17 protein-coding genes and 1 riboswitch are annotated in these 23,079 nt (G+C 64.9%); of the genes, 10 read left to right on the forward strand and 7 right to left on the reverse strand.

The window, feature by feature from the left end; genetic code table 11:
- Together recQ and PEP31012_RS01130 are read left to right on the forward strand one after the other, a co-directional pair.
- A complete protein-coding gene (gene recQ / locus PEP31012_RS01125; protein ID WP_150587527.1) occupies positions 1–1,821 on the forward strand; it encodes a DNA helicase RecQ in 1,821 nt (606 codons plus the stop codon).
- A 47-nt stretch (positions 1,822–1,868) separates the two neighbouring features.
- A complete protein-coding gene (locus PEP31012_RS01130; RefSeq protein ID WP_425494902.1) occupies positions 1,869–2,651 on the forward strand; it encodes a glycosyltransferase family 2 protein in 783 nt (260 codons plus the stop codon).
- A gap of 235 nt (positions 2,652–2,886) precedes the next feature.
- On the opposite strand, the gene PEP31012_RS01135 is transcribed toward PEP31012_RS01130, so the two are convergent.
- Complete coding sequence (locus tag PEP31012_RS01135) at positions 2,887–3,738, reverse strand: glycosyltransferase family 2 protein (protein ID WP_150587528.1); 852 nt, start codon at positions 3,736–3,738, stop codon at positions 2,887–2,889.
- A 92-nt stretch (positions 3,739–3,830) separates the two neighbouring features.
- The gene (dnaE, locus tag PEP31012_RS01140; protein ID WP_150588021.1) at positions 3,831–7,427 is read right to left on the reverse strand and encodes a DNA polymerase III subunit alpha; all 3,597 of its coding nucleotides are present in this window, start codon (positions 7,425–7,427) and stop codon (positions 3,831–3,833) included.
- A 218-nt stretch (positions 7,428–7,645) separates the two neighbouring features.
- Here dnaE and PEP31012_RS01145 point away from each other — a divergent pair, with 218 nt between their 5' ends.
- Entirely contained in the window at positions 7,646–8,536 is an 891-nt protein-coding gene (locus PEP31012_RS01145) for a sulfurtransferase (RefSeq protein WP_150587529.1), read from the forward strand.
- 8 nt (positions 8,537–8,544) lie between these two features.
- Positions 8,545–9,480, forward strand: a complete 936-nt coding sequence (gluQRS, locus tag PEP31012_RS01150) for a tRNA glutamyl-Q(34) synthetase GluQRS (RefSeq protein WP_150587530.1) — start codon at positions 8,545–8,547, stop codon at positions 9,478–9,480.
- A 132-nt stretch (positions 9,481–9,612) separates the two neighbouring features.
- On the opposite strand, the gene PEP31012_RS01155 is transcribed toward gluQRS, so the two are convergent.
- Positions 9,613–11,103, reverse strand: a complete 1,491-nt coding sequence (locus PEP31012_RS01155) for a DEAD/DEAH box helicase (protein ID WP_150587531.1) — start codon at positions 11,101–11,103, stop codon at positions 9,613–9,615.
- A 283-nt stretch (positions 11,104–11,386) separates the two neighbouring features.
- Positions 11,387–12,454: a bile acid:sodium symporter family protein gene (locus PEP31012_RS01160; protein WP_150587532.1), complete on the reverse strand. Its 1,068-nt coding sequence runs from the start codon at positions 12,452–12,454 to the stop codon at positions 11,387–11,389.
- A gap of 213 nt (positions 12,455–12,667) precedes the next feature.
- Here PEP31012_RS01160 and PEP31012_RS01165 point away from each other — a divergent pair, with 213 nt between their 5' ends.
- The 3 genes from PEP31012_RS01165 (at position 12,668) to wrbA (ending at position 15,016) form a co-directional block, all read left to right on the forward strand.
- Positions 12,668–13,636 carry a LysR family transcriptional regulator gene (locus tag PEP31012_RS01165; RefSeq protein ID WP_150587533.1) on the forward strand — a complete coding sequence of 323 codons (969 nt, stop codon included), beginning with the start codon at positions 12,668–12,670 and terminating at the stop codon, positions 13,634–13,636.
- A gap of 232 nt (positions 13,637–13,868) precedes the next feature.
- Entirely contained in the window at positions 13,869–14,162 is a 294-nt protein-coding gene (locus PEP31012_RS01170) for a hypothetical protein (protein ID WP_150587534.1), read from the forward strand.
- 221 nt (positions 14,163–14,383) lie between these two features.
- The gene (wrbA, locus tag PEP31012_RS01175; RefSeq protein WP_150587535.1) at positions 14,384–15,016 is read left to right on the forward strand and encodes an NAD(P)H:quinone oxidoreductase; all 633 of its coding nucleotides are present in this window, start codon (positions 14,384–14,386) and stop codon (positions 15,014–15,016) included.
- Between the two features lie 274 nt (positions 15,017–15,290).
- Here the strand turns inward: wrbA and PEP31012_RS23520 are convergent, their stop codons facing one another.
- A complete protein-coding gene (locus tag PEP31012_RS23520) occupies positions 15,291–15,449 on the reverse strand; it encodes a hypothetical protein (protein WP_174978067.1) in 159 nt (52 codons plus the stop codon).
- Between PEP31012_RS23520 and PEP31012_RS01180 the strand changes: the two genes are divergently transcribed.
- Positions 15,448–17,103, forward strand: coding sequence for a hypothetical protein (locus PEP31012_RS01180; RefSeq protein WP_150587536.1), 1,656 nt, complete (start codon positions 15,448–15,450; stop codon positions 17,101–17,103). The two genes, PEP31012_RS23520 and PEP31012_RS01180, sit on opposite strands and share 2 nt — an antisense overlap.
- Before the next feature lie 37 nt (positions 17,104–17,140).
- On the opposite strand, the gene PEP31012_RS01185 is transcribed toward PEP31012_RS01180, so the two are convergent.
- Complete coding sequence (locus PEP31012_RS01185) at positions 17,141–17,596, reverse strand: carboxymuconolactone decarboxylase family protein (RefSeq protein ID WP_150587537.1); 456 nt, start codon at positions 17,594–17,596, stop codon at positions 17,141–17,143.
- 227 nt (positions 17,597–17,823) lie between these two features.
- Here PEP31012_RS01185 and pdxR point away from each other — a divergent pair, with 227 nt between their 5' ends.
- The gene (pdxR, locus tag PEP31012_RS01190; protein WP_150587538.1) at positions 17,824–19,392 is read left to right on the forward strand and encodes a MocR-like pyridoxine biosynthesis transcription factor PdxR; all 1,569 of its coding nucleotides are present in this window, start codon (positions 17,824–17,826) and stop codon (positions 19,390–19,392) included.
- A 128-nt stretch (positions 19,393–19,520) separates the two neighbouring features.
- A riboswitch (TPP riboswitch) is annotated at positions 19,521–19,619 on the forward strand.
- Between the two features lie 73 nt (positions 19,620–19,692).
- Positions 19,693–21,609: a phosphomethylpyrimidine synthase ThiC gene (gene thiC / locus PEP31012_RS01195; protein ID WP_150587539.1), complete on the forward strand. Its 1,917-nt coding sequence runs from the start codon at positions 19,693–19,695 to the stop codon at positions 21,607–21,609.
- Positions 21,610–21,752: 143 nt separating this feature from the next.
- Here thiC and PEP31012_RS01200 read toward each other — a convergent pair whose 3' ends face one another.
- Positions 21,753–22,841, reverse strand: coding sequence for a hypothetical protein (locus tag PEP31012_RS01200; RefSeq protein ID WP_150587540.1), 1,089 nt, complete (start codon positions 22,839–22,841; stop codon positions 21,753–21,755).
- Positions 22,842–23,079 lie beyond the last annotated feature (238 nt).

Genomic DNA, 23,079 nt, shown 5'->3' on the forward strand with positions numbered 1-23,079 from the left:
ATGGCAAGCGCACTCGAAGTCCTCCGTACCGTATTCGGCTATAACGCATTCCGTGGCGATCAGGCCGCTATCGTCGACCACGTGGCCGACGGGGGTGACGCGCTCGTGCTGATGCCCACTGGCGGCGGCAAGTCGCTGTGCTACCAGATCCCCGCGATGCTGCGCCCCGGCCTGGGTATCGTCGTCTCGCCGCTCATTGCGCTCATGCAGGACCAGGTCGATGCCTTGCTGCAAGCGGGGGTGCGCGCCGCCTATCTGAATTCCAGCCTCGGCTTCGAGGAAGCGCTCGATACCGAGCGCCGCGCCGCCCGCGGCGAACTCGATCTGCTCTACGTGGCGCCCGAGCGTCTGCTGACCGATCGCTTTCTCGATTTGCTCGACCGCCTGGACGAGCGCGGGCAACTGGCGTTGTTCGCCATCGACGAGGCGCATTGCGTCTCGCAATGGGGGCATGACTTCCGTCCCGAATACATCCAGCTCTCGGCGCTGCACGAACGTTATCCGCGCGTGCCGCGCATCGCGCTGACCGCCACGGCGGACGGCGCAACGCGCGAGGATATTCAGACGCGGCTCGGCCTGACCGAGGCACGGTTGTTCGTCTCCAGCTTCGATCGGCCCAACATTCGCTACGAGATCGTCGATCGCGACAATCCCCGCAAGCAGTTGCTCGCCTTTCTGGGGCGGCATCGGGGCGAGGCGGGCATCGTCTATTGCCTGTCGCGCAAGAAAGTGGAAGAAACCGCCGCCTGGCTCGAGACGCAGGGCATTCCGGCGCTGCCTTATCACGCCGGGCTCGATGCGGACGTGCGCCGCACGCACCAGCAGCGCTTCCTGCGCGAAGAAGGGCTGGTGATGTCGGCCACGGTCGCGTTCGGCATGGGCATCGACAAGCCCGATGTGCGCTTCGTCGCGCACCTGGATTTACCCAAAAGCCTCGAGGCCTATTACCAGGAGACGGGACGCGCAGGGCGCGACGGCGAACCCGCCGAAGCCTGGATGACTTACGGGCTGAACGACGTTGTGGTGCACCGCAGCCGCATCGACGAGTCGAATGCCCCCGAACAGCAAAAGCGCATCGAACGCCAGAAACTCGATGCCCTGCTCGGCTATTGCGAAGCACCGCGTTGCCGGCGTACCGTGCTGCTGTCGTACTTCGGCGAGTCGAGCGAGCCGTGCGGCAATTGCGACGTCTGCCTGAATCCGCCCGAAGTGTTCGACGGGACCATCGCCGCCCAGAAGGCGCTCTCGGCCATTCTGCGTACGGGCCAGCGCTTCGGCGCCGGGCATCTGGTCGATCTGCTGCGCGGGCGCAGCACCGACAAGATTCGTCAGTTCGGGCACGAGGCCCTGCCGACGTTCGGCGTCGGCGGCGAACTCGACGATCAGGGCTGGCGCGCGGTGTTCCGGCAATTGATCGCGCATGGCATCATCGAGCCCGACAGCAGCCAGTACGGCGCGCTGACGCTTAACGCCGCGGCACGGCCAGTGCTCAAGGGCGAGACGACACTGTCACTGCGACGCCAGCGGGCCGCCGTCGGCAAGAAGAGTCGTTTTGCCGGGTACGCGTCGTCGCAAGCCATCGAGCTGGATCCCGCCGATCAGCAATTGTTCGACAAGCTGCGGGCCTGGCGGCAGGACATCGCCAAGACACAGCAGGTGCCCGCCTACGTTATCCTGCACGACCGTACGCTGCGCGAACTCGCCCAGCGCCGTCCCCGCCATCGGGAAGGGTTGGCCGATATCACCGGGCTGGGCGAAGCCAAGATCGAACGCTACGGTGAAGCGCTTGTCGAGTTGCTCAACCACGTCGCCAACGCCTGATCGCTGCCCGAGTCCGAATTTCGGATGCCGCCATTTCGTGAATTGTCATGATGGAAGCCACACCGCCTGTCTCGTCGTCACCGCACCTGCCGCTTACGGTCACGATTCTCACGCGCAACGAGCACCACAACATTGCCGAGTGCATCGCGTCGGTGCAATCGCTGGCGTCGCAGATTGTTGTCCTGGACAACGCGAGCACGGATGGCACGGTCGATATCGCCCGCGCCGCGGGTGCGGAGGTGCACGTCACCGCGGACTGGCCCGGTTTCGGTCCGCAGAAGAATCGCGCCTTGTCGCATGCGACACAGCCCTGGGTGCTGTCGATCGACGCCGATGAGCGCGTCACGCCCGAACTGGCGGCCGACATTGCAGCGGCGATTGCCCACGGCGGCCACGCGGGCTACCGCATCCCTCGCCTGTCGCAGTTCCTCGGACACTGGGTGCGGCATTGCGGCTGGTACCCCGACTACGTGCTGCGACTGTTTCGTCGCGAAGCCGGGCGCTTCTCCGACAACCTTGTGCACGAGCGCGTGATCGTTGATGGCGAGATCGGGACGCTCGCGCATCACTTGCTGCATTACAGCTATACCGAGGTTCGTCAGATCGAGGACAAGGTTCAGCGGTATGCGCGCGCGGGCGCGAAGGAGATGGCGCTGCGCGGCAAACGCGTCTCGCCGCTGAAGCCGTGGGTCAATGGCGGGTGGGCGTTCGTGCGCACTTACCTGCTGCGCCGAGGGTTTCTCGACGGTGCCACCGGCGCTGCGATTGCGCGGATGAATGCCCGCAGTGCCTTTCTGAAGTACGCGCTGCTGCGACGCGGAGACGCCTGATGCAGTCGCAGGTCATCCGCAAATCACGACGTTTTAGGTGCGAAATGTTAATTGCGTAAGTGCGAATGGCGACGGGCTAAGGGCTAAGTGGTAAGTGCGAAGTCCCAAATGCGACTTGCTACACACAACTATCGAAACGCACAGCGGCCGGTTGCGAACGGCTGACCATGAATCGCTAGCCGCGAAAGCAAAACGGACGCCGAGGGCGTCCGTTTTGCTTCCTCCAACGTCGGCGCTACTTGGCGAGTGCCCGCTTCACCCGTGAGCGGAACCGTTCCCAGCGCAGCTTGCCGTCATCGACCGGCTCAGGCAGCCGTCCGTCGTTACCTGCCGGCACCGGCTTGCCGCGGCGCAAGTAATAGCGGTCGAAAATGGACTGTGTCACGCCCCACTTGCGCAGAAACTGCGTGCGGCCGTCGTTCTTCACCACCTTGCCCGTGCTCTTGCACTGAAAGTGGTACACAAGGCTTTCGCCGACACCGACGAACCGACGCGCGCCCGCCGCCCACATCTTCATCGAGAAGTCGTTGTCGCTGCTCATGCCCGGGCTAAGCTCGGTGCTGTAGCCACCGACGAGAAACCACCAATCGCGGTGCACGAGCGTCGGCGGCCAGGTCGCGCCGAACCAGTCTGCCTTGCGATAGGTCGGGACAGCGGCGAGCAACCCCGTTTCGTCGAACGTGTCGACATCTCGGCCGAAGTCCTGCACGAGCACGCACGGATTTCCCGTATCGACCGGCTCGATCATGGTGCCCGAAAGCATGAACGCCTTGTCGGGCATGGCCTCGGCACGTTCGATCAACGCGCGATCCCACCCGGGGCAGCAATACATGTCGTCGTTCAGATAAACGATGTACTTTTCCCGCGCGAGCGCCGCCGCCTGATTCACGGCGTAACAGATGCCGATGTTCTCCGGCGACGCCGTATGCTCGATCCCCTCGGCCCGCACCCAGTCAAGCGACCCGTCCGAGCCGTCGTTCACGTGGACGATGATCTGGTGCGCATAACTCGAATTCTGGCGAATGCTGCGCACGCAAAGTTGCAGCAAGGCGAGGTTGTTCCAGGTCGGAACGATGATCGAAAACATCCGGATTTCCTTGTTGTGTCGCAAATTGGGCGGTATTGGGCAGCATTGGGCGGCATCGCGCCGTCATGCAACGCCGCGCCGCCTCGCCTGCCTCAATAGATGACTTGCACCGAATCGGCCGTCAGCCACTGGCGAAGCTCGCCGAGCAGTTCGTCGCCCGGCTGGACCTTCCAGTCGTCGCCCAGTCGCGACTCGCATTCGGCGTCCGGACGGCGATACACGATGTGCACCGGCAAGCCGTTCTGCTTGTCGTTTTCACCCTCGTCATGGCGTCGGCCGAAGCCGCCGCCCCGTCCTCCCCCGCCGCCACCACCGCCGCCATTGAAGCCGCCGCCTCCGCCATGAGAGCCGCCGCCCGCGCCTGCCGTTGCCGCAACGCGGTACATCGTGCAGTGCGGTTGCAACGTCGCACGTAGACGCGTCCAGTCGGCATTGCCGTTGAACGACAGCTTGAGCGCACGCGCGAAACGCGCACGCGCTCGGCCGAGATCCATCAGGCTTTCCACGGTGAAGCGCAAGCCACCAGTGAAGCTGTCCGGGCGGGCGTTGCCGTGCACGATCAACAGTTCGTCCTCCTTGAACAAATGCTTGTTCGCTTCGAACTGCTCGTTGAAGATCGTGACTTCGAGCGTCGCGGTGCCGTCGTCGAGCTGCACGATCAGCATCTTGCCGCGCTGAGTCATCATCGTGCGCATGCTGGAAATCACGCCGGCAACCAGCCGGTCGCGGCCCTCGGACAAGTCCTTGATGCGCGTACGGACAAAGCGCCGCACTTCCTCCGCGTAGGCGTCGAACATATGCCCCGACAGGTAGAAGCCGAGCGCCTGCTTCTCCTCCTGCAACTTGCGCTTGTCGGTCCAGGCCGGCTCGTCAGCCAGCTCCAGCGGCGCTTGCAGGCTTTCGTCGCCCAGATCGAACAGGCTGACCTGATTGGCCGCCGCACTCGCCTGCTCGGCGGCCTCCATCGCCATGGGCACCGACGCCATCAACTGCGCGCGATTGGCGTGAATACTGTCGAAAGCTCCGGCACGAATCAGTGCTTCGATGGTGCGACGATTCACCACGCGACGATCGATACGCGCGCAGAAGTCGAATAGATCGGTGAACGGCTTTCCTTCGCGCGCGCGCAGGATTTCTTCAATGGCCGACTGACCGCTCCCCTTGATCGCGCCCAGACCGTAACGCACAGTCTTCGCGTCGGCCGGCTCGAACCGGTAGGCCGAGACATTCACGTCGGGCGGCAACACGCCCAGGCCGTTGGCACTGGTCAGGCAGTCTTCGTAGAGAATCTTGACCTTGTCCGTGTCGTCCATGGCCAAGCTCATGTTGGCGGCCATGAATTCGGCGGGGTGGTGCGCCTTGAGCCACGCGGTGTAATACGCCAGCAGCGCGTAGGCAGCCGCGTGCGACTTGTTGAAACCGTAGCCCGCGAACTTCTCCATCAAGTCGAAGATTTCGTCAGACTTCTCGCGCGTCAGGCCATTCGCCGCGGCACCCTGCGCGAAAATCTCGCGGTGCTGGGCCATTTCCTCGGCCTTCTTTTTACCCATCGCACGACGCAAGAGGTCGGCGCCACCGAGCGAGTAGCCGCCGATGATCTGCGCCATCTGCATCACCTGCTCCTGGTAGACCATGATGCCGTAGGTCTCCTGGAGCACCGGCTCGACGCGCGGATCCGGATATTCCACCTTCTCGCGGCCGTGCTTACGGGCGCAGAAGCTCGGGATCAGGTCCATCGGACCCGGACGATACAACGCCACCAGCGCGATGATGTCCTCGAAGCGGTCCGGCTGGGCGTCCTTCAACATGCCCTGCATGCCGCGGCTTTCCAACTGGAACACCGCCACCGTGTTGGCTTTCTTGAGGATGCTGAAGGCGGCCGGATCCGTGAGCGAGACCTGGTCTAGCGACCAGTCCGCCATCTCCGGATGCAGCCGCTTGATGTAGCGCTCGGCCCAATTCAGGATCGTCAGCGTGGTCAACCCCAGGAAGTCGAACTTCACCAGGCCGACGGCTTCCACGTCGTCCTTGTCGTACTGGCTCACCACGCCGCTGGCATCTTCGCCGCTGCCCTGCGTGTACAGGGGACAGAAATCCGTCAGCTTGCCCGGTGCGATCAACACGCCGCCCGCGTGCATGCCGACGTTACGCGTGAGGCCCTCGACGCGCTGCGCAAGTTCGATCAACTGCTTGACTTCGTCCTCGGTCTGAAAGCGCTCTGCGAGTTGCGGCTCTTCCTTGAGTGCGTCGTCAATCGTGACGTGCTTGCCCGGCTTGAACGGAATCAGCTTGGAGATACCGTCAACGAAGTTGTAGCCCAGATCGAGCACACGGCCGACGTCGCGCACCGCCGCCTTGGCAGCCATCGAGCCGAACGTCGCGATCTGCGACACGGCGTCTGCGCCGTACTTGTCCTTCACATACTGAATGACGCGATCGCGGCCGTCCTGGCAGAAGTCGATGTCGAAGTCAGGCATCGAGACGCGTTCCGGATTCAGGAAACGCTCGAACAGCAGGTTGTACTTGAGCGGGTCGAGATCGGTGATGCCCAGCGCGTAAGCGACAAGCGAACCCGCCCCCGAGCCACGGCCCGGCCCCACCGGCACGCCGTTGTTCTTCGCCCACTGGATGAAGTCCGCCACGATCAGGAAGTAGCCAGGAAAGCCCATCTTGATGATCGTGCCGGTCTCGAAGTCGAGCCGCTTGTAATACTCGGGACGCTGCGCGTCACGCTCGGCGTCGTCCGGGAACAGTTGGCCGAGACGCGTCTCCAATCCCTCCTTGGACAGATGCACGAGATAGTCGTCGAGCGACATGCCGTCCGGGGTGGGGAACAGCGGCAACTTCGGCTTGCCGAGTTCGAGCGTCAGGTTGCAGCGCTTGGCGATCTCAACGGTGTTGGCCAGTGCCGAGGGCACGTCGTCGAACGCGGCGAGCATGTCGTCCTGCGTGCGGAAGCTCTGATCCTGCGTGAATCGGCGCACACGGCGCGCGTTGCCCAGCATCTCGCCTTCCGAAATGCACACGCGCGCCTCGTGCGCGGTGAAGTCGTCGGACGTCATGAACTGAATCGGATGCGTGGCGACGACCGGCAGGCCCGCTTTGGCCGCCAGTTGCACCGCCTGCTGTACGTACGTCTCCATGCCCGCCTGACCGGTGCGCTGCAACTCGATGTAGAACGCGCCGGGGAAAACGCTAGCCCAGTGCTGCGCACATTGCAGCGCCTGCTCCGGGTTGCCAGCCGCCAGCGCCGCGCCGACATCCCCCATCTGCGCGCCGGACAGCGCCAGCAGGCCGCGCGCGAGGCCATCGGCCTGCAGCCACGACGACTCGATCTCCGCCCGCCCGCGCCATTGATTGCCAAGCCAGGCCTTGGAGAGCAACTGGCACAGGTTCAAATAGCCTTCCCTGTCGCGCGCGAGCAGCAGCAGTCGCGACGGCTTGTCGCGATCGGCCGGATTCGTGATCCAGGCGTCGCAGCCGATGATCGGCTTGACGCCCTTGCTGCGGGCTTCCTTGTAAAAACGGATGGCGCCGAACATGTTCGCGAGGTCGGTCAGCGCGAGCGCGCCCTGACCATCCTTGGCGGCGGCCTTGACGACGTCGTCGAGCCGCACAATGCCATCGGCGATCGAGTATTCGGAATGGAGACGGAGGTGGACGAAGCGAGGTTCTGACATGGGCCGTATTGTAACGCGCCGTCCCTCGGATACAGCGCCTCGCGTCGCGAATCGTGCCGCTTTGCCGCGCTTTTCGGATGAGGCCGGGCGGGCGCTCGGAATTTTTCCCCGCCGTGACCGGGATGCCGTCCGATTCGGTGAAATCCGGGGTGAAATCAAAGTGCGTTCGCGCCGAATCGGCGATAATGGCGTTTTATTGCTTCACGCTTTTGCGAAATCCCGTTGCCATGTCCATCGTCAACATCGCTGCGTACAAGTTCGTCACGCTCGACGACATCGCGACCCTGCGTCCGGCCCTGCAGGCAACCTGCCAGGCGCTCGACCTGAAGGGCACCATCCTGTTGGCGCCCGAGGGCATCAACCTGTTCCTGGCGGGCGGGCGCGAGGCCATCGACGCCTTCCTCGCCGAACTGCGCGCCGATGCGCGGTTCGCCGACCTGGCTGTCAAGGAAAGCCTCTCGGAAACACAGCCGTTCCGCCGGATGCTGGTGCGCCCGAAGAAAGAAATCATCACGATGAAGATGCCGGTCATCAAGCCGGCAGACGGGCGCGCGCCCGGCATCGATCCCGTCACGCTCAAGCGCTGGCTCGACGCCGGCCGGGACGACGACGGCCGCCCGGTGGTGATGCTCGACACCCGCAATGACTTCGAAGTGGATGTCGGCACGTTCGACAATGCCATCGACTATCGTCTGACCAAGTTCTCGGAATTTCCCGACATCGTCGCGTCTCACCGCGAGGACTTCGAAGGCAAGACCATCGTGTCGTTCTGCACCGGCGGCATTCGCTGCGAGAAGGCCGCGATCTATATGCGCGACATAGGCCTCGAGCATACCTATCAGCTCGACGGCGGCATCCTCAAATACTTCGAGGACGTAGGCGGCGCGCACTATCAGGGCGACTGCTTCGTGTTCGATTACCGCACGGCGCTGACGCCCGACCTCACGCCGTCGACGACCAAGCAGTGCTTCGCCTGTCGTGCCGTCGTCACGGCCGAGGATCAACGCAGCCCCGCTTACGTCGAAGGCGCTCAGTGTCCGGCGTGCGCGGACAGCCGCGCTGACGCCGACACGCTGGAGAACGCGCCCCCTGCCGCCACGCCTGCCCTCTCTGCCTGAGGGCGTCGGTGGCTCACGCTTTCACGCACGACGCCACGCCGCCCGCCCGCTCTGAGCCGCGCTACCGGGGCCGTTTCGCCCCCTCCCCGACCGGGCCGCTCCACCGCGGCTCGCTCGTCACGGCGCTGGCCAGTTGGCTGGATGCGCGTGCGCACGACGGCATCTGGATCGTCCGCATGGAAGATCTGGACGAACCGCGATGCGTGCCGGGGGCGGCCGACACCATTCTCGCAACGCTCTCGCGCCTGGGCCTGCACTCGGACGAACCGGTTGTCTGGCAAAGCCAGCGACACGCGCAGTATGAGCAAGCGCTCGCCTCGCTCACGGCGCGCGGACTCGTGTATCCCTGCGGCTGTACTCGTCGCGAAATTGCCGATTCGCTCACACGCGTGCACGCGCGCCACAGCACACTCGCCTATCCGGGGACGTGCCGCCACGGCCTGCATGGCAAAACCCCGCGGGCCTGGCGGTTGCGCGTGCCGGACGGCGAAGCGGCGCGCATCCGTTTCGACGATCGCTGGATGGGCCCACAGACACAGGACCTGGCGACGGAAGTCGGTGACTTCGTGCTCAAACGTGCCGACGGCCAGTGGGCCTACCAGTTGGCCGTGGTTGTCGATGATCAGGCGCAGGGCATGACCCATATCGTGCGCGGGGCGGATTTGCTGGATTCGACGGCACGTCAGATCTATCTGCAGGCATGCCTCGATGCGCCGACACCGCGCTATCTCCACGTGCCGCTCGTCCTCGCGGACGACAGCGAAAAGCTGAGCAAACAGAACGGCGCGGCGCCGCTCGTCACCGACACGCCTGAGGCCGCACTCGCCGCGCTCAAGGACGCCGCGACGCATCTCGGATTACCTGCATCGCTTGCCCACGCCGCCCACCGCGAAGACTTCTATGCCGCGGCGACACAGGCGTGGCGGGTTCAGCACGGGGAGTGAAGGCCCGCCCCTGCCTTCGTTGGCGCTCCCAAAATGAAAAAGCCAGCGCAACCACGCTGGCTTTTCACCTTCATCGAGCAACTTCAACGCACCGCTTCAGCGCGCGAAGTTCGCGACGCCGTCAGTCGGCGCTCAATGACTCGCCTTGCGCGGGAAACCCGCGAGCAACGCGGCCACCTGGCGCTTCGGTGCCTTGTCGGGCAACCCGCCAAATGACGTCGGCACGCCGGACTCCTGCGACGAGCGGTCGTCGCGTTGGGCGTCACTCGTTGACGGCGACGGCTCGTACGGTTTGTAGAAAAATTCATCTTCCGGACGGACACGACGCGGTGCCACGCTGCCGCCGCTACGGCCGGCGCGCAGACCGTCGTGGCGGCCATGGCGCTCGCTTCGGTCGCTACGATCAAAGCGGTCGCTACGCTCGCCGCGCTCGCTACGGTCGTCGCGCGGACGGCTGCGGCGCTCGAGCACCAGTTCGCCACGCTTGAGTTCGCGCTTGATCAGCTTCTCGATTTCCACGATCTGCTTGCGCTCGTCGGGAGCACACAGCGAAATCGCCTCGCCCGACGCGCCCGCACGGCCCGTGCGTCCGATACGGTGCACATAGTCTTCCGGGTTGTACGGCAGGTCGTAGTTGATCACGCCAGGCAGATCGGAGATGTCCAGGCCGCGCGCCGCGACATCGGTGGCCACGAGCGCCTGGATACCGCCCTGCTTGAACGCTTCGAGCGCCTGCATGCGCTCGTTCTGCGACTTGTCGCCGTGAATCGCGGCCGTGACAACGCCTTCGCGCTCCAACTGACGCGCCAGACGGCTCGCCCCCACCTTGCTGTTGACGAACACGATGACCTGCTTGAGATCGCGCTCCTTCAGAATCTGCACCACGGCGGCACGCTTGTCGTCTTCAGCCACTTCATAGACGACCTGCTCGACCTTGTCAGCCGTGGCGTTGCGACGGGCAACCTCGATCGTGAGCGGATTCGTGAGATAGCTCGAGGCGAGCTTCTTGATCTCGTTCGAGAAAGTGGCCGAGAACAGCAGCGTCTGGCGCTGTTTCGGGAGCAAATTCAGAATGCGCTGAAGGTCGGGCAGAAAGCCCATATCCAGCATGCGGTCGGCCTCGTCGAGCACGAGCATCTTCACCTGGCTCAGATTCACGGTCTTCTGTTCGACGTGATCGAGCAATCGACCGGGCGTGGCAATCAGGATCTCGACGCCGCGTCGCAGCGCGTCCTTCTGCGGATTCATGTCGACGCCGCCGAACACCACCGTGTTGCGCAACGGCGTATGCGCCGCGTAGGCGCGCACGTTGTCGGCGACCTGGTCGGCGAGTTCGCGCGTTGGCGTGAGAATCAGCGCACGCACCGGGTGACGCGCGGGCGAGGCACTCGTATTGGCATCAGGCAGCAGACGCTGGATGATCGGCAGCGAGAAGCTGGCGGTCTTGCCCGTTCCCGTTTGCGCGGCGCCCATGACGTCACGTCCGGACAGCACCACCGGGATGGCTTGCGCCTGGATCGGCGTCGGCTGGGTGTAGCCCTGCTCGGCGATGGCCCGCAAGATGTCCGCATGCAGCCCAAAGCTATCGAAGCCGGGGGTCGGAACAGCATTTACATCAGCCATGATGAAGGGACATCTCTTTTAAAAAACGGGGGCCGCCACGCGGAAGGATTCCGCATCAAAGCTCACTCGCGAAGATTCAAGGGGCGCTGTGCGCCATGCTCGGGGCTGGCGCGAGAGGGGCCTGTCGAGGGACAGATGCGTCGGGCGCCGCCGGACCAGGGAGGTCATGAAGAAGCAAAACAAGCGCAATTCTAGCACTTGCACACGACCAACGTGTGACAGTTGCCCTTGATGGGCCGCCTTCTGCTCGCATTCGAGCCCGGATTTTGCCTGGATTCCGCTGTCAGCGACCCGCGCCGGCGTTGGCGCCGCTCTCGGACTTGGTGTCGGCCACGGCAGGCTTGGGGCCGCCAGCCCTCACCCGCTTGCCCGCCTGTGCCGCGCGCTGACGATTGGCGTAGCGCTGCGCGAGCACCGCGCACACCATCAGTTGCATCTGATGAAACAGCATCAACGGCAGCACGATGGCGCCGAGGGGTCCGGTCGCGAAAAGCACCTTGGCCATCGGAATCCCACTCGCGAGACTCTTCTTCGAACCGCAGAAGACGATGGTGATCTCGTCCTCGCGGGAGAAACCGAGCCAACGGGCCGAATAAGTGGTGAAGCCGAGCATGATGGCCAGGATCACTGCACAGCACCCCAGCAGGCCGACCAACGCCAGCGGCGGAATCTGGTGCCACAAGCCCGTGTTCACGGCTTCGCTGAACGCGGTGTAGACGACCAGCAGAATCGAGCCCTGATCGACGATCTTGAGCAATGCGCGATTGCGCTCGACCCACTTGCCGATGGCCTTGCGCGACACCTGGCCAGCGATGAACGGCACAAGCAACTGCAGCATGATGTTGCCGATCGAGTCGAACGGCGACGTGCCGGACGCGCCGTTGTGATGGATGACCACCAGGCCGACAAGCAGCGGTGTGATGAAAATGCCGAACAGACTCGACGCCGACGCGCTGCACACCGCGGCCGGAACATTGCCCCGGGCGATCGAGGTGAACGCGATGGCGGACTGCACCGTCGCCGGCAGCGTGCACAGGAACAGGATGCCCAGATACAACTCCGGGGTCACCATCCACGAGAGCACCGGCTTGAGCGCCAGACCGACGATCGGGAACACCGCAAACGTGCTGCCGAACACCAGCAGGTGCAGGCGCCAGTGCGTGGCGCCGGCGAGCACCGCCTCGCGCGAGAGCTTCGCACCGTGCAGGAAAAACAGGGCGGCAATGGCCACGTTGGTGAGCAGGTTGAAGGCGACTTCGCCTTCGCCGTGCGCCGGCAGGAAGCTGGCAAGCGCGACGGTCGTCACAAGCATCAACGTGAAATTGTCGGGAAGGTAACGCGGTCTGGCCATCGTCGATCTCGGATGCGTCGGAAAAGACAAAGCCCGTCCGCCAGAACACGGGACGCGACGGCGTGGCGGCCGCCAGCGATCGTCCGTCAGTCGATCGGCAGGCGATCGAGGGTGACCGGAAGTGTGCGCTCGCGATACGGGTTTTTACGTATTAGAGCGCAAGGGCAGTTAAAATACAAATTCATTTAAAAAATTTATTCATACCAATCACGCATGAATATCTCGCTGCGCCAGCTCAAGGTGTTCCTCGCAGTGGCCGAACACGGGAGTTTCAGCCGTGCCGGCGAGGACATCGGCCTGACCCAGCCGGCCGTCAGCCGCTGCATACGGGAATTGGAGCAAGAACTCGGGCTCAAGCTGGTGGACCGCACCACGCGCGAGGTCACGCTGACCGAAGTGGGCACTAGCCTCTCCGCAACGCTCGCTCGGGTGCTCGATGAGTTGGAAAGCGCCCTGCGCGACACGCACGGATTGGCCGAGGAGCGGCGCGGCCGGGTGCGCGTCGCGAGCGCGCCGACCATCTCCGCCAATCTGATGCCCGAATGCATCTCTGCCTGCGCGGCCCGCTATCCGGACATTACCTTCATGCTGCGCGATCAGGTGCAGACGCTCGCCAGCGACAGCGTGCGGCACGGTGAAGTCGACTTCGGCGTCATCGTGGCCTCGGAGGGTACGGACGACCTGGTCGGCGAGCCCATCATGGTGGAGCCGTTTCTCGTGGTGTGCGACCGGTCACATCGCTTCGCCAAGCAGACGCAGGTGACGTGGGAGGAACTCAACGGCGAGAAGCTGGTGCTGCTCGACTACGCGTCGGGCAGCCGGCCGCTGATCGACCGAGCGCTGGCCGAGCATGGCGCCTATTGTCAGGTGGCGCAGGAAGTCGGCCATGCCATCACCGTCTTCCGAATGATCGAGGCGGGCATCGGCATCAGCATCATGCCGGCTCTGGCCCTGCCCGCGATGCCTGGGCCGCCGACGCAAGGCGGGCGCCTCGTCGCCCTGCCACTCGTGCCGCAACTCGACCGCACCATCATGCTCGTGCGCCGCAAGAACCGCACGCTCTCTCCCGCTGCCCAGACGGTCTGGACGTTGATCCAGCAAATCACGGCCGGGACCTCTCACACCATGACCGCCCCGCCCGGAAAAAATGGGCCAACGGGCGACGCACCACCTCGACCCTGACATCATGGGAGATGCGATGCGATCTTGAAATTTCGGGGAGAATTACGCGATATTCGGCGAAATTTTCCTGCCACCGATCGCCTCCCGACACCACAAAGTGAGTGAGCGCCTGCTACAATACGCGGACGTCGACTCCCCCAAGTGCGTGACTGTGCCATCGGGCGACCGCCCCGCCATCGTGCCTCGACGACATGCCCGCGCCCTGCGGGCATTGTGTTTCCGGTATGGCGTCATGGACTTGTTCATCAAATACTTCAGCCCGCTGTGGCTCTTCCACGCGGCGGCCGATCTGTCGTTCTGGCAGCGGCATCAACTCGACGCACGCATGCATGTCGTCAGTCGCTTCATGTGGCGCTATGTCATGCGCTGGTGTGTCGTGAGCACAATGTTGCTCGTCCCGGCCGCGGTGATGGCGCATGGCATGGCGGCCACCAGTCTCGCGCTGGCAGGCGGGGTATCGGCGAGTGTCACGGTGCTGATCGCTGCACTCGCGCTCGGCTGCCTCATCGGCTCGCGCTTGCGCTAATCGTTCGGGGCGGCACACGCGCCACGGGCCGACGCCTATTCGGCGGCCCGTCCACGCCAGGCAGGCGTGCGAGCGCCCTCATGGGGGCGCATCGCTGCGCCGCGCACTTGCCCCCTACGAATTCAGTGTTTCGCCCTTGGCGTCGACTATCATGGAACGGCTCGCCTCGCGCGGCGAACTGCCCGTGACGCCAGCCTCTCTCGACCCCTAAGGAGATTCACATGGCCAACGCCAAGATCCTGGTGGTGTTCTACAGCATGTTCGGGCACATCCACACGATGGCCGAAGCCGTCGCCGAGGGCGCACGCAGCGTTGCTGGCACCGACGTCACCGTCATGCAAGTGCCTGAGCTGGTTCCCGACGAAGTGCTTGAAAAGAGTGGCGCAAAAGCCGCGCGCGCCGCGTTCGCGAACGTGCCCATCGCCCGCGCCGACCAGCTTGCCGACTACGATGCCATCCTTTTCGGCACCCCGACGCGTTTTGGCAACATGACCGCGCAGATGCGCAACTTCCTCGACCAGACCGGGGGCCTGTGGGCCAAGGGCGCGCTCGTGGGCAAAGTCGGCAGCGTTTTCGCGAGCACGGGAACGCAGCACGGCGGACAGGAAACAACGATTACCAGCTTTCACACGACGCTGCTCCACCACGGCATGGTCATCGTCGGCGTGCCCTACACCGAGCCGGGCCTCACCAACATGGGTGAAATTACCGGCGGCACGCCGTACGGGGCGACAACGCTCGCCGCGGCCGATGGCTCGCGCAGGCCCAGTGAGAACGAGTTGAAGATCGCTAGGACGCAAGGCCGTCACGTGGCGGAAATCGCCGCCGCCCTCAAGCACGGACGCACGTTGTAACTCGCTACCACCGCGCACGGGCGGCGTCGACCGCCTGTCGCGCGATGCTGCCACGTCGACGATGGGCTTTTCCATTTGATTCGCAATCCTTATTTACTGGAATGACTTCTGGAAGACAAAAGCGTTGTGCGTGGCGGCGGCCGGGTACCCGATTAGGGGAGCGTTTGCCGCATCGTCCGCGTTTGCGCAGGCACAACGCAACGCTACCGTAACTTACGTAACCGCCTTATCATCGGCGCACCGCATCTGAAGATTCCCCTTGGATTCCGCCGCGTCAGCAGCCGCCGTGCGCTGACCGGTGCGACGCGATTCCCCTCGACGCCATGACCGACACCCGTCTACCACGCAGCTCGCCTCCCGTCGCGTCGTCCACTACGTCTTCCACCACGTCTTCCATTGCGTATTCCAGTGCGTATTCCAGTGCGTCTGCCATGACGCATTCCAACGACGCGGGAACCGGGACGCCGACGCTCGTCGTCCGCCTTGACGCGCCGCACCATGTCGACGGCCAACCGGTGCGATATCAGAGTCTGTGGCTGTTGATGCGGGTCTACTATGCGGCGCATTTCGAACCGTCGCCGGTCTCGCTCGCCGCGTTGAAGATCCGCTTCGGCCAATCGGGCGCAGCAGGCGATCTGCGCATGCTGGTCAGCCGCGCGTTCTCGGACTTCGCACGCTGGGGCGTCACCGTAGGCTGGGGCGATGATGTCCAGATCGATGCGCGGCTGCTGCCGACGCGCGGGCGCAGCAAAGGACCGTTCTGGCTCGCGCGAGACGAGATGTCGCGTATCGTCGTGACGATCGGGGACGCGACGCCCACCGATCCGCGACGCGCCATTGCCTCGTTTCTTGGACTGGCACAAGACGCCGCCCCGGATACGCCATCGCCCGCGCTCGAATACGTCATGCAGGACATTGCGTTCTGGCATCACCTCACGCTTGGCAAGCGCGATATGCAGGACGGCGTGTTCTTCGCGCCGCCCCAAGCGCCGTCGCATGGCGAGGTGCGGCGCCAGCCGCGCACCGGAGCGATTCCCTCGTTTCATGCGGCGCAGGTGTGCGCCGTCGACGACGTGCAACGCGGCATCGCGCTGCTTGCCGAGACGATCGCCTGGCGTCGCATGGGAGACGCGGCGCGCACGAATCGAACGCTCGCAACGCTCGCCGCGACCTTTGGCGCGAACCCGCCGGGCTCGCCCACGTTACGCGCCATGCACTGGGTCGTACAGGCGTGGCAAGCGTACGCATTGCGCGACGAAGCCGGCGCATTCGCCCATCTGCAACGCATTACCGACGACGCCACGCTCGCGCCCTGTCTCGTCTACAACCCGCGCATCCGCTTCGAGAGTCGCAACCTGCAAGCGCTACTGCACAAGTCGCACGCCGCGCGCAGCGGCCCGATGCCGGCACGGGCCCAGTCGGCGGCCGACGCGCTGGCCGCCTTTTCGGACGCCCTGCAAGCCGCGTTCGAAGCCGACTCCCTCGAACTCGCGCAACACGTCGCAGCCAACATCGGGCTGTCGTTGTGGTTGTTTTGGCAAGGCGCGCTCATCGATCCCGGCCGGCGACTTGCCGCGGTCGACGTCCAGCGGCAGGCGCTGCGCTGGATCGGGCTGTCGGAGTGGATCTGCGACCGGTTTGGGGTCGGAGGCAATTCGGTCTGGAATACCGTGTTCCTGCTGCGCATTGCGCGCGGTGCCGTGCCCACGCGGCGCGACCCCGATCTGGCGACGCTGCGCGCGAGCACGCCGCTGAGCGTCGACGCGTTTCTCGACGCTGTGCAGCCGTTCGGGGCGCCGTTCTCGCGGGCGAAGGGATTCCTGCGCTGGACCGATGTGCTGGCAACGACGCTCGCCGACCATGAAGAGGGACGCATCTGCTTCGAGCCGTTGCAGCTCGCCAACCTGTGGTTCGAGATGTTGTGGTTCGCGCTACACCAGGACGGCGACTCGCCGCAGGCATTGCACGCCGCCCACTCGCTGGGCCGCGTGCTGCCTGTGTTGCCGCCGCCCGACCGGCGCTTTTTCCGCGATGCGTTGCGTTGGATGCCGCGCGACTTTCAGCGCGAAGTGCGTCTGGCGCCATGACGTCGGCGCCAGAACACGCTTCGCGTCGGGCACGCCCTTAGCGCACGCCCTGCGGCGCCTTCGGCAGCGGCGCGCGAAATGCAATCGCCATACGGTTCCACGCGTTGATCGTGGCGACGGCGAACGTCATGTCGGCGATCTGCTTGTCGTCGTAATGCGCGCGCAGGTCGGCGAACACGGGGTCCGGCACGTGCCCGTCCTGCACGTTGGTGACGGCTTCCGTCCATGCCAGCGCGGCGCGTTCGGCCGGCGAGTACAGCTCGGTCTCGCGCCAGGCGTCGAGCAGATGCAGACGACGCGGCTCGATGCCCATCTTCAGGGCGTCGGTCACGTGCATGTCAATGCAGAACGCGCACCCGTTGAGTTGCGACGCGCGCAACCAAAGCAGCTCGACCAGGCCGTCCGGCAGGCCGCAGTCGTGAAAGTACTGGCTCAGCGCACCCATATGTTCGTATGGGCGCGGAGCGGCCTTGATGTAGTTCAGTCGTAGCATGAGTCAATTCTCCATTCCGTTCAGGATCGGCTTCACAAAGAGGACGCATGCCGTGCTCACGCATGCGACGTATTCATGCCTTTGAAGATACGCACCCCTTGTCTCATCCGGAAGAGCCAAAATCGAATAAAATCGTTAGGCCAAAGTGAGCCAAGCGAACCCCCGAGCGTGCAGCGTCCGGCGCGCCCGATGCCAGACGCTCCCCACGCCATCCCAGGGATTGCCTCATGACCGACAAACCCAGTCCTCCCGCGCTGGCGGCGCTGCATCTGGCCGCTGCCGCACAAACCGTCGGGGTGCCGACTTATCGGGCGCTATACGAGCGCATTCGCGACGGCATTCTCTCGGGCAAGCTCGCGCCGTCGACCCGGTTGCCGTCCACGCGCTCGCTCGCCAGTGAGCTGGGCGTGGCGCGCGGCACCGTCGAGGCGGCGTACGAGCGGCTGGTCGCGGAAGGCTTCGTGATCGGACGCGGCGCAGCGGGCAGCCGCGTCAACCCGCAGTTGGACACCGCACGGCTCGGGGCGGCCGCGAATGCGATACCGGCGGGGGCGGGGCCACGAACCGTCGGGCCCGGAACACTTCGGCCCGCCTGTGTCGTCGATGAACGCGCCGAGGCGCCGGGCGGGCTCGGCGGCGATCTCGCCGACAACCCGGACACGATCCCGCTGAACCCGGTCGGCATGCCATTCCCGCTGCAAAACGGTCTGCCCGCCCTCGATGAATTCCCGCGCAAATTATGGGCTCGGCTGGCGGCGCGTCGTGCCCGTCATCTCTCCCACGAAGACCTGCATTACCAGAATGCCACCGGCTGGGCGCCGCTGCGCGAAGCCATCGCCGGCTATCTCGCGATCGCACGAGGCATTCATTGCGACCCGGGGCAGATCGTCGTCACGGCAGGCTATCAGGGCGCACTCGCCTTGGTCGCGGGCGTGATCCTGCGCCCGGGCGATGCCGTATGGTGCGAGGATCCGGGCTATTTCCGCGCGCAAGACGCGCTGAAACTGGCGCGCGCAACGCTGGTGCCCATACCGGTCGATCAGGACGGACTCGACGTCGCGGCGGGCGAACGCACGGCGCCCAACGCGCGACTGGCGATCGTCACGCCATCGCACCAGTCACCGCTGTCCGTGGCGCTGCCGCTTGCGCGTCGTCTCGCGCTGCTGGCATGGGCGCAGGCAAATGAGGCGTGGATCGTCGAAGACGACTACGACAGCGAATTCCGCTACACCGGCGCCCCGCTGCCGGCGCTCAAGAGTCTGGATGGCGGCGAGCGCGTGGTCTACGCCGGGTCATTCAGCAAAGTGCTGTTTCCGGGCTTGCGACTCGGCTATCTCGTCGTTCCCCCCTCGCTGGCCGACGCCTTCACCGCCCACGCATCGCTCGCCTGCCCGGCACAAGGTTTGATTGAACAGGCCACCGTCACCGATTTCATCACCCAGGGGCATTTCAGCCGCCACATCAAGCGCATGCGCCAACTTTACGCGCAGCGCCGGGCCGCCCTTGCCGATGCCCTGCGCCAGCACCTCGCGGGACGCATCGAGCTGGCGCACCAGGCCGGCGGCATGCATCTGCTCGGCTGGCTCGAGACGCAGCTCGACGACCGCACCGTCTGCCGGATCGCGTTGCGCCATGGACTGGCACCGGGCGCGCTAACGCGCTTCTGCCTCGCCCGTGCGCTGCCACCAGCGCTGGTGATGAGCTTTACCAACGTGCCCGAGACGCTGGCCGGTGACGTCGCGCAACGATTGGCGCGCACGCTCGACGCCGCCGCCGGCATACCCCCGGTCTCCTGAGATCGCCGCTGGACGCGAGTTGGCAAGCGCTCGCACCGTTGCATGCGGCAGCGCACCATCGGCCGTTCACGTTTTTCGGGACGGATCGTGCTTGTGTTTGCCGGGCATGTCGGTGTATTGTTGCCGCAAAGCTAGCGCAGGGGTCCTGCAACGTGAGTTGTGGGTGAGAAATACCCTTAGAACCTGATCTGGATAATGCCAGCGCAGGGAGCGTAGAAGTTCCTCGCCCCCGTTCATGCTCCTGAGCCGCTTTTCGCCGAAATTGTCGGCGTCAACACGTGCCCCGCCAGGAGACATTGCATGAACGCCAATCCGAAGTTCCTCTCAGCCAATGCGCGCGTGGACGAAGCCGCGATCGCACCGCTGCCGAATTCCCGCAAGATCTACGTCAGCGGCTCGCGCCCCGACCTCCGTGTGCCGATGCGCGAAATCTCGCAAGCCGACACACCGACGAGCTTTGGCGGTGAGAAGAACCCGCCGATCTTCGTGTACGACACGTCCGGTCCGTACACCGATCCGGACGCCCGCATCGACATTCGCTCCGGCCTGCCCGCCCTGCGTGCGGCATGGATCGAAGAGCGCGGCGACACCGAAGCCCTGCCGGGCATGACATCCGCCTACGGTCGCGAGCGCGCCGCCGACGACGCCACGGCCGACCTGCGCTTCCCGGGCCTGCATCGCACGCCGCGCCGCGCCAAGGCCGGCAAGAACGTGACGCAGATGCACTACGCGCGTCAGGGCATCATCACGCCCGAGATGGAATACATCGCCATTCGCGAAAACCTGCGCCGTCAGGAATACATCGAGAGCGTGCGCAACGCCGGCCCGCAGGGCGAGCGCCTGGCCAAGCTGCTCTCGCGCCAGCATCCGGGGCAGCATTTCGGTGCGAGCCTGCCCGCCGAAATCACGCCGGAATTCGTGCGCAGCGAGATCGCCCGCGGTCGCGCCATCATCCCGAACAACATCAACCACCCGGAATCGGAGCCGATGATCATCGGCCGCAACTTCCTCGTGAAGATCAACGCGAACATCGGCAATTCGGCCGTGACGTCGTCGATCGGCGAGGAAGTGGACAAGATGACGTGGGCGATCCGCTGGGGCGGCGACACGGTGATGGATCTGTCGACCGGCAAGCACATTCACGAAACGCGTGAATGGATTCTGCGCAACAGCCCGGTGCCCATCGGCACAGTGCCGATCTATCAGGCACTCGAGAAGGTCAACGGCAAGGCCGAAGACCTGACCTGGGAAATGTTCCGCGACACGCTCATCGAACAGGCCGAACAGGGCGTCGACTACTTCACGATTCACGCCGGCGTGCGCCTTGCCTACGTGCCGATGACCGCCAACCGCATGACCGGCATCGTGAGCCGTGGCGGCTCGATCATGGCCAAGTGGTGCCTCGCGCATCACAAGGAAAGCTTCCTGTACACGCACTTCGAAGAGATCTGCGAAATCATGAAGGCGTATGACGTCGCGTTCTCGCTGGGCGACGGTCTGCGTCCGGGCTCGATCTACGACGCCAACGACGAAGCGCAACTCTCCGAGCTGAAGACGCTGGGCGAACTCACGCAGATCGCCTGGAAACACGATGTGCAGGTGATGATCGAAGGCCCGGGCCACGTGCCGATGCAGCTCATCAAGGAGAACATGGATCTCCAGCTCGAGTACTGCGACGAAGCCCCGTTCTACACGCTCGGACCGCTGACGACGGACATCGCCCCCGGCTACGACCACATCACGTCGGGCATCGGCGCGGCCACCATCGGCTGGTACGGCACCGCCATGCTGTGCTACGTCACGCCGAAGGAACACCTTGGCTTGCCGAACAAGGACGACGTGAAGGAAGGCATCATCACGTACAAGCTGGCCGCGCACGCCGCCGATCTCGCCAAGGGCCACCCCGGCGCGCAGATTCGCGACAACGCGTTGTCGAAGGCGCGTTTCGAGTTCCGTTGGGAAGACCAGTTCAACCTGGGTCTCGATCCGGACAAGGCGCGTGAATTCCACGACGAGACGCTGCCGAAGGACTCGGCCAAGGTTGCCCACTTCTGCTCGATGTGCGGGCCGCACTTCTGCTCGATGAAGATCACGCAGGACGTGCGCGATTACGCCGCCAAGCAAGGCCTTACCGACGAAGCCGCCCTCAAGCAGGGCATGGAAGTCAAGGCCGTGGAGTTCGTCAAGAGCGGCGCCGAAATCTATCGTCGCACCTGACGATGCGCACGCGGCGGCGGCGACGTTGTCATGCCGCCCCGCCGACACGCTTTGCGTCGTCGCCGGCGACAGCCAACGCGCCCGGGTCACCCCGGGCGCGTTTTTTCATGGCTGACGCTTGCCCGGCCGGGCGGTCGGCGCGCTTAGCCGTTCGTTGACGGATCGATCGTGGTGCTGGCCGAGACCGTCGGCACACCCCGCATCGCCAGCTGGTTGCGCAGGCGCTGCGTGGCGATATGCGGCGGGCGCGACGACATCGACGTCGCCAGGGCCGTAAAGGCCTTCGTGTTCGTCGCGGGCAGCGCCGCGGCGTCCATCACCTCCGTGTGACGAAGCTCCCAGTGTCGCTCACCGAGTTGTTCGACGCCCAGGGCGAGCTTGACCCACTCGTCAGTGCCCAGCCCGACAGACGGCGGCAGATCCGCGCGCACCATGGCCTGATGCATCGGCAAGCCGTCGGCGAACCCCACGCGAAGCATCCATTCGGTGCTCTCGCGCGAGGGCAGAATGCGAGCCCCCTGGTGCAACCGCTCGTTCACCTTCGCGATGAACGTGGCGGGCGACTCCAGTTCCTCGCACGCCTTCGACCATTCCTTTTTACCTGCCAGTGCCGGTTTGCCCGTCCATCGGCGGGCGGTATCCGCGACGATCGTCGTCACGTCGTCGCGGCCGGTGTCGAACGCCACCGTACCGTTGCGACCGCCCGTGCCGAGCAGCGAGCCGCTCACAATGTCGCGGCAGATCTGTGCCCGCTCACTGCGACCGTCGGGCATGAAGACCGGATGATTGCGACCGTCCGGCGATACCCCGCGTGTATGGGTGGTCTGCGCGCTGGCGCACACATGAAGCGTCTGCACGGCGGACGGGCTCAGGACCGGTTGCGCACCACGCGCGGGGCCACTCGTCGGACCGGCGAGCACGAGTGCGGCCAGTTCGCCGCTGTCAATGCCGTCGCCCTCGGAAATGAACTGGCCCGAAGCCTCGACTTCCGCCGACGCGCCCAGGAAGTCATTGCCGAATGTCTTGTCCATGCCACGAGACACCGGCACGGCACGCACCTCGCGCGCCGTCCATGGGTGCGCCAGACTCTCGGCGCGCGCGTTGGCGATGCGCACCAGCGGAATGCCGGCGGCGTTGGCGAGTCCCGCCCCCGGCGCCAACGCGATGGGGGCCGCTGCCGCAACGTTGCCCAACCCCGGCGAATAGTGGAATGCCTGGATGCCATTCATCATCGTGAAATCCTCAGTAGGGAGAAACGTGGCCCATCGCCACGGCGCCGACAAGGTGTCGATGCGAGGCTCACGATGCCCGAGGCGGTGTGCCGCCATTGTCGGTTCTGTACACGGTGTCTCGCAGCTCGCGCACGCCACCGTCCGAAAGTAGACAGCAGCGCGCCCCGGCGCACGCCCAATCGTTGGGGCGCGGGTGTCGAGGTGCCCCGAACTTATGGCATGCTATCGGACAGCGGCA

The organism is Pandoraea eparura, assembly GCF_902459725.1.
Lineage (GTDB): Bacteria > Pseudomonadota > Gammaproteobacteria > Burkholderiales > Burkholderiaceae > Pandoraea > Pandoraea eparura.

Coding starts and splice junctions, on each gene's coding strand:
- PEP31012_RS01180 (WP_150587536.1), top strand. CDS start 15,448: ATGACGCATTCCAACGACGCGGGAACCGGGACGCCGACGCTCGTCGTC.
- PEP31012_RS01145 (WP_150587529.1), top strand. CDS start 7,646: ATGTCCATCGTCAACATCGCTGCGTACAAGTTCGTCACGCTCGACGAC.
- recQ (WP_150587527.1), top strand. CDS start 1: ATGGCAAGCGCACTCGAAGTCCTCCGTACCGTATTCGGCTATAACGCA.
- PEP31012_RS01130 (WP_425494902.1), top strand. CDS start 1,869: ATGATGGAAGCCACACCGCCTGTCTCGTCGTCACCGCACCTGCCGCTT.
- PEP31012_RS01160 (WP_150587532.1), bottom strand. CDS start 12,454: ATGGCCAGACCGCGTTACCTTCCCGACAATTTCACGTTGATGCTTGTG.
- PEP31012_RS23520 (WP_174978067.1), bottom strand. CDS start 15,449: ATGGCAGACGCACTGGAATACGCACTGGAATACGCAATGGAAGACGTG.
- PEP31012_RS01185 (WP_150587537.1), bottom strand. CDS start 17,596: ATGCTACGACTGAACTACATCAAGGCCGCTCCGCGCCCATACGAACAT.
- pdxR (WP_150587538.1), top strand. CDS start 17,824: ATGACCGACAAACCCAGTCCTCCCGCGCTGGCGGCGCTGCATCTGGCC.
- PEP31012_RS01200 (WP_150587540.1), bottom strand. CDS start 22,841: ATGATGAATGGCATCCAGGCATTCCACTATTCGCCGGGGTTGGGCAAC.
- thiC (WP_150587539.1), top strand. CDS start 19,693: ATGAACGCCAATCCGAAGTTCCTCTCAGCCAATGCGCGCGTGGACGAA.
- PEP31012_RS01155 (WP_150587531.1), bottom strand. CDS start 11,103: ATGGCTGATGTAAATGCTGTTCCGACCCCCGGCTTCGATAGCTTTGGG.
- PEP31012_RS01170 (WP_150587534.1), top strand. CDS start 13,869: ATGGACTTGTTCATCAAATACTTCAGCCCGCTGTGGCTCTTCCACGCG.
- PEP31012_RS01165 (WP_150587533.1), top strand. CDS start 12,668: ATGAATATCTCGCTGCGCCAGCTCAAGGTGTTCCTCGCAGTGGCCGAA.
- wrbA (WP_150587535.1), top strand. CDS start 14,384: ATGGCCAACGCCAAGATCCTGGTGGTGTTCTACAGCATGTTCGGGCAC.
- PEP31012_RS01135 (WP_150587528.1), bottom strand. CDS start 3,738: ATGTTTTCGATCATCGTTCCGACCTGGAACAACCTCGCCTTGCTGCAA.